The sequence below is a fragment of the Pseudomonas veronii genome, from assembly GCF_001439695.1.
Taxonomy (GTDB): Bacteria; Pseudomonadota; Gammaproteobacteria; order Pseudomonadales; family Pseudomonadaceae; genus Aquipseudomonas; species Aquipseudomonas veronii.
On sequence record NZ_JYLL01000002.1, the window covers coordinates 206289 to 220270 of the forward strand.

The 13982-nt window shown below is 63.2% G+C and carries 17 protein-coding genes; 14 read left to right on the plus strand and 3 right to left on the minus strand.

Annotated features, from left to right (window positions below):
• Positions 1-20 precede the first annotated feature (20 nt).
• The 14 genes from cobO to TU80_RS03485 all read left to right on the plus strand — a co-directional run bounded on the left by cobO (position 21) and on the right by TU80_RS03485 (position 11361).
• Positions 21-632 (plus strand): cob(I)yrinic acid a,c-diamide adenosyltransferase, encoded by a 612-nt coding sequence (gene cobO / locus TU80_RS03425; RefSeq protein ID WP_046382485.1) that lies wholly within the window; start codon positions 21-23, stop codon positions 630-632.
• Complete coding sequence (locus TU80_RS03430; RefSeq protein ID WP_057003848.1) at positions 629-1996, plus strand: cobyrinic acid a,c-diamide synthase CobB; 1368 nt, start codon at positions 629-631, stop codon at positions 1994-1996. The genes cobO and TU80_RS03430 overlap by 4 nt, the downstream gene beginning before the upstream one ends.
• Positions 1993-2643, plus strand: coding sequence for a 5,6-dimethylbenzimidazole synthase (bluB, locus tag TU80_RS03435; RefSeq protein WP_017845327.1), 651 nt, complete (start codon positions 1993-1995; stop codon positions 2641-2643). Before TU80_RS03430 ends, bluB begins: the two co-directional genes overlap by 4 nt.
• Positions 2640-3548 (plus strand): adenosylcobinamide-phosphate synthase CbiB, encoded by a 909-nt coding sequence (gene cbiB / locus TU80_RS03440; RefSeq protein ID WP_017845328.1) that lies wholly within the window; start codon positions 2640-2642, stop codon positions 3546-3548. Before bluB ends, cbiB begins: the two co-directional genes overlap by 4 nt.
• On the plus strand, positions 3541-4530 hold the full coding sequence (gene cobD / locus TU80_RS03445; protein ID WP_017845329.1) for a threonine-phosphate decarboxylase CobD: 990 nt from the start codon (positions 3541-3543) through the stop codon (positions 4528-4530). Before cbiB ends, cobD begins: the two co-directional genes overlap by 8 nt.
• The gene (locus TU80_RS03450) at positions 4527-5978 is read left to right on the plus strand and encodes a cobyric acid synthase (RefSeq protein ID WP_057003849.1); all 1452 of its coding nucleotides are present in this window, start codon (positions 4527-4529) and stop codon (positions 5976-5978) included. The genes cobD and TU80_RS03450 overlap by 4 nt, the downstream gene beginning before the upstream one ends.
• Positions 5979-6069: 91 nt before the next feature.
• The gene (gene cobU, locus TU80_RS03455) at positions 6070-6591 is read left to right on the plus strand and encodes a bifunctional adenosylcobinamide kinase/adenosylcobinamide-phosphate guanylyltransferase (RefSeq protein WP_017845331.1); all 522 of its coding nucleotides are present in this window, start codon (positions 6070-6072) and stop codon (positions 6589-6591) included.
• Positions 6588-7643, plus strand: a complete 1056-nt coding sequence (cobT, locus tag TU80_RS03460) for a nicotinate-nucleotide--dimethylbenzimidazole phosphoribosyltransferase (protein WP_057003850.1) — start codon at positions 6588-6590, stop codon at positions 7641-7643. The genes cobU and cobT overlap by 4 nt, the downstream gene beginning before the upstream one ends.
• Positions 7640-8215 carry an alpha-ribazole phosphatase family protein gene (gene cobC, locus TU80_RS03465; RefSeq protein WP_057003851.1) on the plus strand — a complete coding sequence of 192 codons (576 nt, stop codon included), beginning with the start codon at positions 7640-7642 and terminating at the stop codon, positions 8213-8215. Before cobT ends, cobC begins: the two co-directional genes overlap by 4 nt.
• A gap of 2 nt (positions 8216-8217) precedes the next feature.
• Complete coding sequence (locus TU80_RS03470; RefSeq protein ID WP_017845334.1) at positions 8218-8946, plus strand: adenosylcobinamide-GDP ribazoletransferase; 729 nt, start codon at positions 8218-8220, stop codon at positions 8944-8946.
• 42 nt (positions 8947-8988) lie between these two features.
• On the plus strand, positions 8989-9393 hold the full coding sequence (locus tag TU80_RS03475; protein WP_017845335.1) for a MarR family winged helix-turn-helix transcriptional regulator: 405 nt from the start codon (positions 8989-8991) through the stop codon (positions 9391-9393).
• A 63-nt stretch (positions 9394-9456) separates the two neighbouring features.
• Complete coding sequence (locus TU80_RS03480; RefSeq protein WP_162231515.1) at positions 9457-10656, plus strand: MFS transporter; 1200 nt, start codon at positions 9457-9459, stop codon at positions 10654-10656.
• Positions 10653-10775, plus strand: a complete 123-nt coding sequence (locus TU80_RS33670; RefSeq protein WP_017845337.1) for a hypothetical protein — start codon at positions 10653-10655, stop codon at positions 10773-10775. Before TU80_RS03480 ends, TU80_RS33670 begins: the two co-directional genes overlap by 4 nt.
• 34 nt (positions 10776-10809) lie before the next feature.
• Positions 10810-11361: a glutathione peroxidase gene (locus TU80_RS03485; protein ID WP_017845338.1), complete on the plus strand. Its 552-nt coding sequence runs from the start codon at positions 10810-10812 to the stop codon at positions 11359-11361.
• Between the two features lie 64 nt (positions 11362-11425).
• On the opposite strand, the gene TU80_RS03490 is transcribed toward TU80_RS03485, so the two are convergent.
• The 3 genes from TU80_RS03490 to TU80_RS03500 all read right to left on the minus strand — a co-directional run bounded on the left by TU80_RS03490 (position 11426) and on the right by TU80_RS03500 (position 13845).
• Positions 11426-12712 (minus strand): OmpP1/FadL family transporter, encoded by a 1287-nt coding sequence (locus tag TU80_RS03490; protein WP_057003852.1) that lies wholly within the window; start codon positions 12710-12712, stop codon positions 11426-11428.
• 145 nt (positions 12713-12857) lie between these two features.
• The gene (locus tag TU80_RS03495) at positions 12858-13340 is read right to left on the minus strand and encodes a hypothetical protein (RefSeq protein WP_046382493.1); all 483 of its coding nucleotides are present in this window, start codon (positions 13338-13340) and stop codon (positions 12858-12860) included.
• A gap of 280 nt (positions 13341-13620) precedes the next feature.
• The gene (locus TU80_RS03500; RefSeq protein WP_017845341.1) at positions 13621-13845 is read right to left on the minus strand and encodes a hypothetical protein; all 225 of its coding nucleotides are present in this window, start codon (positions 13843-13845) and stop codon (positions 13621-13623) included.
• Between the last annotated feature and the right edge of the window lie 137 nt (positions 13846-13982).

The following is a 13982-nucleotide window of genomic DNA, read 5'->3' on the forward strand; positions in this document are numbered from 1 at the left end:
AGCCCCAACGGAGAGCTGCCATGACCGATTCCCCCGAGCGCGACGAACGCCATCTGGCGCGCATGCTGCGCAAAAAAGCCGTGATCGATGAACGCATCGCCAATTCCCCGAACGAATGCGGCTTGCTGCTGGTGCTGACCGGCAACGGCAAAGGCAAGAGTAGCTCGGCGTTTGGCATGCTGGCCCGCGCCATGGGCCACGGCATGCAGTGCGGCGTGGTGCAGTTCATCAAGGGGCGCAACAGCACCGGCGAAGAACTGTTCTTCCGCCGTTTCCCCGAGCAAGTGCGTTTCCATGTAATGGGCGAGGGCTTTACCTGGGAAACCCAGGACCGCCAGCGCGATATCGCGGCCGCCGAAGCCGCCTGGGCGGTGTCCCGCCAATTGTTGCAAGACCCGAGCATCGGCCTGGTGGTGCTGGATGAGCTGAACATCGCGCTCAAGCACGGCTACCTCGACCTCGATCAAGTCCTCAGCGACCTGCAGGCCCGCCCGCCGATGCAGCACGTGGTGGTCACCGGCCGTGGCGCCAAACCTGAACTGATCGAAATGGGCGACACCGTCACCGACATGGGCATGCTCAAGCATGCGTTCCAGGCCGGTATCAAGGCACAGAAAGGCGTCGAACTTTGAATCAGCCCCGCCATTGCCCGGCTGTCTTGATCGCCGCACCGGCGTCCGGCCAGGGCAAAACCACGGTCACCGCCGCGCTGGCGCGCTTGCACCGCAACCTGGGGCGCAAGGTGCGTGTGTTCAAATGCGGCCCGGACTTCCTCGACCCGATGATCCACGAGCGCGCCAGCGGTGCGCCGGTGTATCAATTGGACATGTGGATGGTGGGCGAGCAGGAAAGTCGCCGCCTACTGTGGGAAGCAGCGGGGGAGGCGGACCTGATCCTGATCGAAGGCGTGATGGGGCTGTTCGACGGCACACCTTCCAGCGCCGACCTGGCGCGGCACTTCGGTGTGCCGGTGCTCGGCGTGATCGATGGCACGGCCATGGCGCAGACCTTCGGCGCCCTGGCCCTCGGCCTGGCACGCTATCAGCCGGACTTGCCGTTCGCCGGCGTGCTGGCCAACCGCGTCGGCACCCTGCGCCATGCGCAATTGCTCGAAGGCAGCCTCACCGAAGGCCTGCGCTGGTATGGCGCGCTGTCCCGCGAGACCGCTATCGAATTACCCAGCCGCCACCTGGGCCTGGTGCAAGCCAGCGAACTGAATGACCTCGACCTGCGCCTGGACGCCGCCGCCCAAGCGTTGGGCAGCAGCTGCGAGGTTGCGTTGCCGCCGCCGGTCACCTTTGCCGCACCGCCGGTAACCCGCACTGAACCGTTGCTGGCTGGCGTGCGGATCGCCGTCGCGCGTGACGAAGCCTTCGCCTTCACTTACGGTGCCAGCCTCGATCTGCTACGGGCGATGGGCGCCGAGTTGAGCTTCTTCTCGCCGATCCATGATCGCCAATTGCCAGACGCCGACAGCCTCTATCTGCCCGGTGGTTACCCGGAATTGCATCACCAGGCACTGTCGGAAAACACCGCGATGCTGGAGGCGATCCGTGTCCATCACGCTGCCGGCAAACCGCTGCTCGCCGAGTGTGGCGGCATGCTCTATCTGCTGGATTCGCTCACCGATGTCGACGGCCTCCGCGCCGGACTGGTCGGCCTGCTGCAGGGCGCTGCGGTGATGCAAAAGAAGCTCGCGGCGCTGGCTCTGCAAAGCGTCGAATTGCCCGAGGGCGTGTTGCGTGGGCACACCTATCACCACTCGCTGACCAGCACCGACTGGGTGCCCATTGCCCGTGGCGTGAGCCCCAATGGCGGGCGCGGGGCCGAGGCGGTGTATCGACAGGGGCGGCTGACCGCTTCCTACGTTCACTTCTACTTCCCCTCCAACCCCCGGGCCGTGGCCGCGCTGTTTGCGCCCGAGCGAGTCGCACCGCACGCTACGCCACAGCACGAATCCACGGTGGGAGCGGGCTTGCCCGCGATAGGCTCATGACCGACAACGCTTTCCCCCAGGCCGAGCGCGACGCCGTCTACCGTGCCATCGCCGAACGCCGTGACATGCGTCACTTCAGCGGCGGTGACGTGGCTCCCGAACTGCTGCAGCGCTTGCTCCAGGCCGCACACCAGGCGCCGAGCGTCGGCTTGATGCAGCCGTGGCGTTTTATCCGCATCAGCGACCGCCTATTGCGTGGGCGGATTCAACAGTTGGTGGAGGAAGAACGCATACGCACCGCCGAGGCCTTGGGCGAGCGTTCCGATACGTTTATGAAGCTCAAGGTCGAAGGCATCCACGACTGCGCCGAAGTGCTGGTGGCGGCGCTGATGGATGAGCGCGAGCGACATATCTTCGGCCGGCGTACCTTGCCGGAAATGGACATGGCCTCGCTGTCCTGCGCGATCCAGAATCTGTGGCTGGCCGCGCGGGTCGAAGGCCTGGGCATGGGCTGGGTGTCGTTGTTCGAACCGCAGGCCCTGGCCGACCTGCTGGGCTTGCCGCCCGGCGCGAAACCCTTGGCGGTGTTGTGCCTGGGGCCGGTCGAGGCGTTCTATCCGGCACCGATGTTGCAGCTCGAAGGCTGGGCCGAACCGCGCCCGCTGAGTGACATGTTGTATGAAAATACCTGGGGAGTGCGTCAATGAGTGTGGCCTTGCTGTGTGTCGCTGCGGTGGCGCTGGATGCGCTGCTGGGCGAGCCCAGGCGCTGGCATCCGCTGGTGGCGTTCGGCAACTTCGCCGCGCGCATCGAGCAGCGTTTCAACAGCGGTGGCCGTGGCTGGCGCAGCCACGGCGTGACCGCCTGGTTTATTGCGGTGGTGCCGTTGACGCTGTTGGCCACCGCGTTGTCGTGGGCGCCTTACATCGGCTGGGTGCTGGAGATCCTCGCGTTGTACTGTGCCCTCGGCATGCGCAGTCTCGGCGAGCACGTGATCCCGGTGGCCCAGGCCCTGCGCGGCGATGACCTGGACGAAGCCCGGCGGCGCGTGAGTTACCTGGTGAGTCGCCAGACCAGTGAACTGGATCGCACTGAAGTCGCTCGCGCCGCCACCGAATCGGTGCTGGAAAACGGCAGCGACGCGGTGTTTGCCGCACTGTTCTGGTTTGTCGTCGCGGGTGTGCCGGGCGTGGTGCTGTACCGCTTGAGCAACACCCTCGACGCCATGTGGGGCTATCGCAACGAACGCTTCGAGCGTTTCGGATGGGCGGCGGCCAGGATCGACGATGTACTGAACTATATTCCGGCACGCCTGGTGGCGTTGACCTACGCCGTACTCGGTAAAACCAGGCTGGCCATCAAATGCTGGCGCCGTCAGGGCCCGACCTGGGACAGCCCCAACGCCGGTCCGGTGATGGCGGCGGGGGCAGGTGCCTTGGGCGTCGAGTTGGGCGGTGCCGCGATCTATCACGGTGAGCTGCACCAGCGTCCGCCACTGGGCGAAGGCCCGGCGGCGGATGCGGACGCCATCGACCGCGGCTGGCAACTGGTGCAGCGCGGCGTATGGTTGTGGCTGCTGATCCTATGCGTCGGGGGGCAATTGTATGCTTGAGCACGGTGGCCGGCTGCGTAAGGCGGCGATTGAATATGGGATTGCCGAGGCCGAATGGCTCGACCTGTCCAGCGGCCTGGCGCCCTGGCCGTGGCCGGTCCCCGAGATTCCGTTGCGCGCCTGGGCGCGTCTGCCGGAAACCGACGACGGTCTGGAGCAAGCCGCCAGCGAATACTATGGCACCGCGCATTTATTGCCAGTGCCGGGTTCCCAGGCGGCGATCCAACTGCTGCCGCGCTTGCGCCGGGGCGGCAAGGTCGGCGTGCTGTCACCTTGCTATGCCGAGCACGCCGAGGCCTGGCGTCGCGCCGGCTACGTGGTGCGCGAAGTGCAGGAGCAGGAGGTCGACTTCTTTCTCGACAGCCTGGACGTGCTGGTGGTGGTCAACCCGAATAACCCCACGGGCCTGAGCCTGACCCCGCAACGGCTGCTCGACTGGCATGCGCGGCTGGCCCAGCGCGGCGGTTGGCTGGTGGTGGACGAAGCGTTCATGGACGTCACGCCGCACCTGAGCCTGGCCGGCCAGGCCCATCAGGTCGGCCTGATCGTGCTGCGTTCGTTCGGCAAGTTCTTCGGCCTGGCCGGTGTGCGCCTGGGGTTTGTGCTGGCGGAGCGCAAGTTGCTCAAGCTGTTGGCCGAACAGGTCGGGCCGTGGGCGGTCAGCGGGCCGACGCGGGTGATCGGCCAAGCGTGTCTGCGCGATACCGCCGGGCACACCCGGCAACGCAACCGTTGCCTGGAAGCCGGCCAGCGCTTGTTCGATTTGCTTGAGCGCCAAGGTTTCCAACCCCAGGGCGGCTGCGCCCTGTTTCAATGGCTGATCACCCCTCACGCCGAACGCATGCACAACTTCATGGCCCAGCGCGGCATTCTGCTGCGCCTGTTTGTCCACGACAGCAGCCTGCGTTTTGGCCTGCCCGACACCGACGCCGATTGGCAGCGCCTGGAACAGGCCCTGATCGCCTACAAGGACGCGGTATGAGTACGCTGATGGTGCAAGGCACGACGTCCGATGCCGGTAAAAGCACCCTGGTCACCGCCTTGTGCCGCTGGCTGGTGCGCCAGGGCGTGGCGGTGGTGCCGTTCAAGCCGCAGAACATGGCGCTCAACAGCGCGGTGACGGCCGAAGGCGGCGAAATCGGCCGCGCCCAGGCGGTGCAGGCGCAGGCCGCCAACCTGGCGCCGCACACCGACATGAACCCGGTGCTGCTCAAACCCAACAGTGACACCGGCGCCCAAGTGATCATCCATGGCCGCGCCGTGACCAGCATGAACGCAGTGGCCTATCACGACTACAAAGCCATCGCGATGCAGGCGGTGCTGGCGTCCCACACGCGTTTGAGCGACGCCTACCCGGTGGTGATGGTGGAAGGCGCAGGCTCCCCGGCGGAGATCAACCTGCGTGCCAATGACATCGCCAACATGGGCTTCGCCGAGGCCGTGGATTGCCCGGTGCTGCTGATCGCCGACATCAATCGCGGCGGCGTGTTCGCGCATCTGGTGGGCACCCTTGAATTGCTTTCGCCGACCGAACAGGCGCGGGTCAAAGGCTTCATCATCAACCGCTTTCGCGGCGATATCGCCTTGTTGCAGCCAGGGCTGGATTGGCTGGAAGCGCGCACCGGCAAACCGGTGGTTGGCGTATTGCCCTACGTGATGGACCTGCACCTGGAGGCCGAAGACGGCATCGACCAGCGTCAGATCGACAAGGCGGCCGAGGTGCTCAAGGTGGTCGTGCCGGTGTTGCCGCGCATCAGCAACCACACCGACTTTGACCCGCTGCGCCTGCATCCCCAGGTGGACTTGCAGTTCATCGGCCCGGGCCAGCCGATTCCCGCCGCCGACCTGATTATTCTGCCGGGCTCGAAAAGCGTGCGCAGTGACCTCGCGTACCTGCGCGCCAATGGCTGGGACACTGCGGTGGCGCGGCACTTGCGCTACGGCGGCAAGGTGCTGGGAATTTGCGGCGGGTTGCAGATGCTCGGCGAGCAGGTGCATGACCCGCTCGGGCTCGAGGGGCCGGCCGGCTCCAGTGACGGTCTGGGGCTGCTGGCGTTCAGTACGACGCTGGCGCAAGAGAAGCAGTTGCGCAATGTGCGTGGGCGCCTGTTGCTGGAGGACGCCGAGGTCAGTGGGTATGAGATCCATGCGGGCGTGACGTCCGGCGCGGCTCTGGAACGTCCTGCTGTGTATCTGGACGATGGCCGACATGACGGCGCCCAGAGCGCCGACGGGCAAATCCTCGGGACTTATCTGCACGGTGTATTCGAAACCCCGGCCGCGTGCAGCGCCTTGTTGCGCTGGGCCGGTGTGCAGGCGGTGCAGGAGGTCGATTACCACGCCCTGCGCGAGCGCGACATCGAACGGTTGGCCGACCTGGTGGAACAGCATCTGGATACCGCGCTGTTGCGCAGGTTGTGTGGGATTTGAGGGCTTGCCTGAGACACCGAGGTGCCTGCATCGCTGGCACGCCAGCTCCCACCGTTGACCGAGCCCGGCTCGAATACCGAGGTGCCATCCCATGCTCCAACTGATTCTCGGCGGCGCCCGTTCCGGCAAGAGCCGCCTGGCGGAAAAACTCGCCAGCGACAGCGCGTTGCCCGTCATTTATATCGCCACCAGCCAACCGCTGGACGGCGAGATGAACCAGCGTGTCGCCCTGCATCGCCAGCGCCGCCCGGATCACTGGGGCCTGATCGAAGAACCGATCGAACTGGCACGGGTGCTGCGCGAAAACGCCGCGCCCGAGCGCTGCCTGCTGGTGGATTGCCTCACGCTCTGGCTGACCAATCTGCTGCTGCTCGATAACCCCGAGCGTCTGGCTTTTGAGCGTGACCAATTGCTCGAAAGCCTGGCCTCATTGCCAGGTGAAATCCTGTTTGTCAGCAACGAGACCGGTTTGGGTGTCGTGCCGCTGGGCGAATTGACTCGCCGCTATGTGGATGAAGCCGGTTGGCTGCATCAAGCCTTGGCCGAACGGTGTCAGCGCGTTGTCCTGACCGTTGCCGGCCTGCCCCTGACTTTGAAAGGTACTGCGTTATGACGGAAACCTGGTGGCTCAACCCGTGCAAGGCCAGCGACGCTTCGGCGTATCAACACGCCTTGGCGCGCCAACAGCAATTGACCAAGCCGGCCGGCTCCCTCGGCCGCCTGGAAGCGTTGGCGGTGCAGTTGGCCGGCCTGCAAGGCCGGGTCAAACCGGCGATGGAGCAGGTGTGGATCGCCATCTTTGCCGGCGACCACGGCGTGGTGGCCGAAGGCGTGTCGGCGTATCCCCAGGCAGTCACCGGGCAGATGCTGCATAACTTTGTCGCCGGCGGTGCGGCCATCAGCGTATTGGCGCAGCAACTGGCGGCGCAGTTGGAAGTGATCGACCTCGGCACGGTGACGCCGTCGCTGAACCTGCCCGGCGTGCGTCACTTGAATATCGCAGCGGGCACCGCCAACTTCGTCAACGGCCCGGCGATGACCGAGGCGCAAGGGCGGCTGGCGCTGCAGGCCGGTCGCGACAGCGCGCGCCGTGCGTTGGCGAGCGGCGCACAGCTGTTTATCGGCGGCGAGATGGGGATCGGCAACACCACCGCCGCCAGCGCGTTGGCGTGTGCCTTGCTCGATTGCCCGGTGAGCGATTTGACCGGGCCGGGTACCGGCCTGGATGCCCGGGGTGTCAGCCACAAAGTCACCGTCATCGAACGCGCACTGGCGGTGCATGCCGCGCAACGCGGTGATGCGCTGCACACCCTGTTCAACCTCGGCGGGTTGGAGATCGCGGCGTTGGTCGGTGCCTATCTGGCCTGCGCCCAGGACGGCATCGTGGTGCTGGTGGACGGCTTTATCTGCAGCGTTGCCGCGTTGGTCGCCACGCGGCTGAACCCGGCGAGCCGGGAGTGGCTGGTGTTCGGCCATCGCGGCGCCGAGCCTGGCCATCGCCACGTGCTGCACTGCCTCGACGCGCAACCGTTGCTCGAACTCGGCCTGCGGCTCGGCGAAGGCAGCGGCGCGGCGTTGGCGGTGCCACTGCTGCGCCTGGCCTGCGCGCTGCACGGGCAGATGGCGACATTCGCCGAAGCCGCCGTGGCGGACCGCCCGGCATGACCTTGCACCTGGACCTGTTGCGCCACGGCGAAACCGAATTGGGCGGTGGCCTGCGCGGCAGCCTCGACGATGCGCTCACTGAAAACGGCTGGGCGCAGATGCGTGCTGCGGTGGCCGGGCAGGGCCCATGGGACCGATTGATCAGTTCGCCGCTGCAACGGTGTGCGCGGTTCGCGCAAGAACTGGGCGCAACACTCAAGGTGCCGGTGAGCCTGGAAAAGGCCCTGCAGGAACTGCACTTCGGCGCCTGGGAAGGGCAGAGCGCGGCGGCGTTGATGGAGACCGACGCCGACGGGCTGGGCGCGTTCTGGGCCGACCCCTATAGCTTCACGCCACCTGACGGTGAACGTGTCAGCGACTTTTCCGATCGGGTTCTCGGCGCGGTCTCACGCTTGCATCAGGCTTATGCCGGACAGCGTGTGTTGTTGATCAGCCACGGTGGCGTGATGCGTCTGCTGCTGGCCCGGGCGCGCGGTTTGCCCCGAGCGCAGTTGCTGAATGTCGAAGTCGCCCATGGCGCACTGTTCAGCCTGCAGGTTGCGGCCGACGGCGCGTTGAAGGAAGGGCGCTGAACATGCTGCCGTTCTGGATCGCCTTGCAGTTCCTGAGCAGCCTGCCGATTCGTCTGCCGGGCATGCCGCAACCCCAGGAACTGGGGCGCTCACTGCTGTTTTATCCGCTGGTGGGCCTGTTGTTCGGTCTGCTGTTGTGGGGCCTGAACCTCGCGCTGGCGGGCGCGCCGTTGTTGCTGCACGCCGCGTTGTTACTGACGGCCTGGGTGTTGCTCAGCGGCGGCTTGCACCTGGACGGGCTGGCGGACAGCGCCGACGCCTGGCTCGGTGGGTTCGGCGATCGCGAACGCACCCTGACCATCATGAAGGACCCGCGTAGCGGGCCGATCGCCGTGGTCACCCTCGGCCTGGTATTGCTGCTCAAGTTCACCGCCCTGGTGGCGCTGATCGAGCAGCACAACGGCGCGGCACTGATCCTCGCGCCGCTGATCGGGCGTGCGTCGATGCTCGCGCTGTTTCTCACCACGCGCTATGTGCGTGCCGGAGGATTGGGCCAGGCATTGTCGGACCACTTACCAAGGATTGTCGGCCAGCAGGTGCTGATCCTCAGCGGCCTGGCCTGCCTGCTGATCGGTGGTTTCAGCGGTGGGATCGCGGTCCTGCTCGCGGCGCTGTGTTTTATCGGCTTGCGTCAGTTGATGGTCAGGCGTCTCGGCGGCACCACCGGGGACACCGCTGGCGCCCTGCTGGAGCTGCTGGAAGTGGCGGTTGTGGTCGGATTGGCGCTGTAACACTTGCTTGCATTTCCTTAATCGCGGGTATATACACGTTCCATGCTTGCCTCCCAATGTTTATGCACCAACCTGCGACGTGCCGCCCGTGGCGTCAGCAGGCATTACGACGGCGCTCTCGACGGCTTCGGGATCAACGTCGCCCAGTATTCTCTGCTGTGCAATTTGCAGCGTCTCGATCAACCGAGCATTTCCAGCCTGGCCGACGCCATGGGCCTGGATCGCAGTACCTTGGGGCGCAACCTGCGCGTGCTGGAAGGCGAAGGCCTGGTGCGGTTGGTCGAAGGCGACGATCTGCGCAACCGCCTGGTGCTGTTGACCGAAGCCGGTGCAGAACGACTGGCCGCAGCGTTGCCAGCGTGGGAGGCGGCGCAGCAGAAATTGATTGATCGGCTGGGCGCGGAAAAACGCGAAACCCTGTTGGCCTTGCTGGATGAACTTGCCTGAGCGCGGGTTTGTCCGACTACAAGCGGGTATATACCCGTAAATGGAGAATAAGAAATGACTTCGATGTGGCGCACCAGTGGCTGGATTCTTGTGGGAAGTGCGCTGATCCTGGCGTTGTCGCTGGGTGTACGGCATGGCTTCGGTCTGTTCCTGGCACCGATGAGCGCCGAATTCGGCTGGGGCCGTGAGACGTTTGCCTTCGCTATCGCCCTGCAGAACCTGATCTGGGGCCTGGCGCAGCCGTTCACCGGCGCCCTGGCCGACCGTTTTGGGGCGAGCAAGGCCGTGCTGGTTGGCGGGGTGTTGTACGCCGTCGGCCTGGTATTGATGGGCATGTCCGACTCGGCCTGGTCACTGTCGTTGAGCGCCGGTTTGTTGATTGGTATCGGCCTGTCCGGCACTTCATTCTCGGTGATCCTGGGTGTGGTCGGCCGTGCGGTACCGCCGGAAAAACGCAGCATCGCCATGGGCATTGCCAGCGCCGCCGGTTCTTTCGGACAGTTCGCCATGGTGCCGGGCACCCTGGGTTTGATCAGTTGGTTGGGCTGGTCGGCGGCGCTGCTGGCGTTGGGCTTGATGGTGGCGCTGATTCTGCCGCTGGTGAGCATGCTCAAGGATCGGCCGCTGCCCGTCATGGCCGGCCAGCAAACCTTGCGTGAAGCACTGAAGGAAGCCTGTTCTCACTCCGGGTTCTGGTTGCTGGCGTTCGGTTTTTTCGTCTGCGGTTTCCAAGTGGTGTTTATCGGCGTGCATCTGCCGGCCTACCTGGTCGATCAGCATTTGCCGGCGACTACCGGCACCACCGTATTGGCCTTGATTGGCCTGTTTAACATCGCCGGCACCTACACCGCCGGCTGGCTCGGCGGGCGCATGTCCAAGCCGCGCCTGCTGACCGCTTTGTATCTGTTGCGCGCGGTGGTGATCGTGCTGTTCCTGTGGGCGCCGGTGACTGAAGTCACGGCCTACCTGTTCGGTATGGCGATGGGCTTCCTGTGGCTGTCCACCGTGCCGCTGACCAACGGCACGGTCGCCACGCTGTTTGGTGTGCGAAACCTCTCGATGCTCGGTGGGATCGTGTTCCTGTTCCATCAGCTCGGTTCGTTCCTCGGTGGCTGGTTGGGCGGGGTGGTCTATGATCGAACCGGCAACTACGATTTGATCTGGCAAGTGGCGATTCTCTTGAGCCTGCTCGCCGCGGCGCTGAACTGGCCGGTGCGCGAGCGGCCGGTGGCGCGGTTGCAGACGCAGATGGAGGCGGCATGAGTTCCAATGGGTATTGGTTCGTTGGGGCAGCGGCGGCAACGCTGCTGCTGCTTCTGGCATGGTGGGGCTGGCAGCGCGGTGGGCTGGCGTTGATGCAACTGGGTATGTCGATCTGTTAAGTTCGTGGTCTGACTATTTTGAAGGACACACGACATGCAGATGCGCTGGCTTGCAGTACCCGTCCTGATGGCTGCTTTTAGCGGTGCGGCGATGGCCGCCAGTTGCCCGCCGTTGCTGGAGGGGCAGTTGCCCAAGTTGCGCGCCAAGGAATCCATCGACCTGTGCCAGCGCTTTGCCGGCAAGCCTTTGGTGATCGTCAATACCGCCAGTTTCTGCGGCTTTGCGCCGCAATTCAAAGGCCTTGAGGCTCTGTACCAGCGCTATAAGGACCAGGGGCTGGAAGTGATTGGTGTGCCGTCCGATGACTTCAAGCAGGAAGCCAAGACCGGCGAGGAAACCGCCAAGGTCTGCTACGTGAATTATGGCGTCACCTTCACCATGACCGAGCCGCAGGCGGTCAAGGGGCCGGACGCAGTGCATCTGTTCAAGGTGCTGGCGCAGCAGAGCAGCGCGCCAAAGTGGAATTTCTACAAGTACGTGGTGGATCGCCAGGGCAAGGTGATCGCCAATTTTTCCAGCCTGACCAAGCCGGACAGTCCGGACTTGCTCAAGGCGGTAGAGGCAGCGTTGGCGTCGAAACCCTGATCGTTACCCATTGAAAAGCCCCGCCTCCTTTACCGGAGAGCGGGGCTTTTTATGCGCAAGCAGGTCAGAACTTGTAAGTCACGCCCAGGCCGAAACCGTTGGCGCTGTTTTCGTATTTGGAGCTGTAGGAACCCAGTGCGTTGGATTTGTTGACTTTGACCGGCTCTTCCTTGAGGTAGGAGTAAGCCACGTCAACGGTCAGGTCTTCCGTCACTGCGTAACCCATACCAACACTGAAGATGGTCCGGTCACCGGTAGGAATGCGCGGCGAACGATCGGTGTTGTTGGTTGGCGACTGGTCGAAGGACAGGCCGGTACGCAGTACCACCTGCTTGGTGACCTGATACGAGGTACCCAAGGCGTAAGCCCAGGTGTCGTGCCAGTTCTGCGGTTCAGTGATAGTGCCGACAAGCGCAGGTGCCAATGCGCCTCCGCTAGCCGCTGTCACACCTTCGTTTTTGATGGTGATGTCTTTCAAGCGACTCCAACGAGTCCAGGTCGCACCCGCATACAGTTTCCAGGCGTCGCTGAGGTCTTGAGTCACCGACAGGTCCCAGGATTCAGGCGTGTCGACTTTCAATGAGGCGTCGTAGCGGTTATTGGCCAGCACTCGTGATGGAACCGTGGACGCTTTGGTGACGTCGGTGTGGCCTTCGAGTTTGTACTTCACTGCCGAGTGGTAGGTCAGGCCGACGCGAGTGGTATCGGTGGCTTGAACCAGGATACCGGCGTTAAAGCCCAGGGCGGTGTCGTCGCCTTTGACTTTGACTTTGTTGTCGCCTGGCATCCCCAGGCCAGCCAGGCTCGGCCGCGATTCCAGGGTGCCGTCGATACGGTTGATGGTCGGACCAAAACCGATGGACACGCGATCATTGAACGCGTAGCTGACAGTCGGTTGGAAGGTGATGACCGATACTTCGCTCTTGCTACCAAACCCGCGACCTTGGAAACCACTTTCGTAGTCGGTTTTCAGGCCGAACGGTGCATAAACACCGAAGCCGATAGACCATTGATCGTTGAGTTTGTTGGTGTAGAAACCGAAAGGTACGCCAGTGAAAGGCACCATGTCGCCTTTGTTGGTCCCGCTGGAACGGCCGCCGGCATCTTTGATATCGGTGGAGGCATCGATCACCGCGAAACCACCGGTAATTTGTTGGCCTTCCAGGCGAGCCATACCAGCAGGGTTACCGTAGACAGTGCTTGCGTTTTCGGCGGTAGAAGAGCGTCCTGCGAAGCCCGTACCCATCCCGGCGACGTCTTGTTCGTTAAGGGCAAAGCCACTTGCGAAGACGTGGGAAGAGGCCATGGCAACGGCGAGGCTAAGTGTGGTCTTGAGCATTACTTTTTTCATTATTAGAACTCCGTGTGATCACCGCAGCGGAAAGTATCAACAAATTACACATCGCGCTATAGGCTGTAACACAGGAGATAGAGCCGTTTTGTAGGACAATCCTACCAAAGTCGCCGCATTTTACCGGATTTTGTAAATTGCCCGATCAGCAGGTCACCTGATTCATGGATGAAACACAGGTTTTCCAGGCGTGGGTGAAATCGCGAAGACGGCCTTGAGGGTGAAATATTTCTTTCCAGATACGCGCCATGGCCAATATGTCACCCGGTTCGGGCAAGGCGGGGCGCTGTTGTTCCACCAGTAACCAGGCGATGGCGGTGGCATAACGCAGGTTGACGGTCAGCTCAAGCTGGGGCGCGCCAAGGAAGGCGTGCTGGCTGGCCAAGCCGCGTACCAGGCTGGCGCGTTCGGGGTCCAGCGCCAGGTAGGTGTCCCATAAGGCGCGGTGACGCTGGTCGGAGATGCTGTAGAGGCCGTGGCCGCGACGGTCGTGCAAGGCGGAGCCAAGTTCCGACTGGCTGGCGGCAATACCCAGCAGCAGGGATTCAGCGGTCTGGTCGTGGCGCCCGAGGTAAACAAGCGTCGGCCTGATCACATAACGACACAATTCGCTGGCAGCGATACCCATACTCGCCTCTATCCGTGAAAGTGGTCGACGAAGCCTGAGCGGGTGGGGGCTTGGCAGCGGTGGATCGGATCTCAGGCCCGTCGGAAGCGGATCATGCCGCTTGAGTTGAAGTGTAGTGTCATATTCGTGGTGTAAAGGACTGTTTTAAAAACATCTTCTTTATTCAGTTATAACGTTTATATCTATTCGTGCTGAGTGCAAATATTCAAAACCTGAATACCGGGCAATAAAAAACCCTGCTTGTTAAACAGGGTTTTTGGGTTTCAGCAACTTCGGTCGATCAGGCAATCAGTGCCTGACGGGTACGCTCGATCACGGCCTGCAGCGGCTCTGCGCTGGAGTATTGATCGGGGTACAGGCGTTCGCTGTGACGAGCGATGCCGTGTTCGTTGACCAGGGTGAAGCTGAAGCAGCCTTTGCGAGCGGCCATGATCAGGCAGTTCATTGGTGCAAAAGCGTTGGTGAGGGCGCGAATGGCGTCCTGAGTATGGATTTGAGTGGACATATTATGGGTGTTCCTACAAATGACACGGTTAAGAACCGCGCAACGTTAAAACGTTCCAGTGACGTCGATCACTATTGATCGAACGAAGAACCCGACTGGAACAAAGCAGCCAGTTTGAAGCGCTAATAGTTTAGGCG

Excerpts from the sequence above, each read along its gene's own strand:
- cobO (WP_046382485.1), top strand. The coding sequence starts at position 21 with ATGACCGATTCCCCCGAGCGCGACGAACGCCATCTGGCGCGCATGCTG.
- bluB (WP_017845327.1), top strand. The coding sequence starts at position 1,993 with ATGACCGACAACGCTTTCCCCCAGGCCGAGCGCGACGCCGTCTACCGT.
- cbiB (WP_017845328.1), top strand. The coding sequence starts at position 2,640 with ATGAGTGTGGCCTTGCTGTGTGTCGCTGCGGTGGCGCTGGATGCGCTG.
- cobD (WP_017845329.1), top strand. The coding sequence starts at position 3,541 with ATGCTTGAGCACGGTGGCCGGCTGCGTAAGGCGGCGATTGAATATGGG.
- TU80_RS03450 (WP_057003849.1), top strand. The coding sequence starts at position 4,527 with ATGAGTACGCTGATGGTGCAAGGCACGACGTCCGATGCCGGTAAAAGC.
- cobU (WP_017845331.1), top strand. The coding sequence starts at position 6,070 with ATGCTCCAACTGATTCTCGGCGGCGCCCGTTCCGGCAAGAGCCGCCTG.
- cobT (WP_057003850.1), top strand. The coding sequence starts at position 6,588 with ATGACGGAAACCTGGTGGCTCAACCCGTGCAAGGCCAGCGACGCTTCG.
- cobC (WP_057003851.1), top strand. The coding sequence starts at position 7,640 with ATGACCTTGCACCTGGACCTGTTGCGCCACGGCGAAACCGAATTGGGC.
- TU80_RS03470 (WP_017845334.1), top strand. The coding sequence starts at position 8,218 with ATGCTGCCGTTCTGGATCGCCTTGCAGTTCCTGAGCAGCCTGCCGATT.
- TU80_RS03475 (WP_017845335.1), top strand. The coding sequence starts at position 8,989 with ATGCTTGCCTCCCAATGTTTATGCACCAACCTGCGACGTGCCGCCCGT.
- TU80_RS03480 (WP_162231515.1), top strand. The coding sequence starts at position 9,457 with ATGTGGCGCACCAGTGGCTGGATTCTTGTGGGAAGTGCGCTGATCCTG.
- TU80_RS33670 (WP_017845337.1), top strand. The coding sequence starts at position 10,653 with ATGAGTTCCAATGGGTATTGGTTCGTTGGGGCAGCGGCGGCAACGCTG.
- TU80_RS03485 (WP_017845338.1), top strand. The coding sequence starts at position 10,810 with ATGCAGATGCGCTGGCTTGCAGTACCCGTCCTGATGGCTGCTTTTAGC.
- TU80_RS03490 (WP_057003852.1), bottom strand. The coding sequence starts at position 12,712 with ATGAAAAAAGTAATGCTCAAGACCACACTTAGCCTCGCCGTTGCCATG.
- TU80_RS03495 (WP_046382493.1), bottom strand. The coding sequence starts at position 13,340 with ATGGGTATCGCTGCCAGCGAATTGTGTCGTTATGTGATCAGGCCGACG.
- TU80_RS03500 (WP_017845341.1), bottom strand. The coding sequence starts at position 13,845 with ATGTCCACTCAAATCCATACTCAGGACGCCATTCGCGCCCTCACCAAC.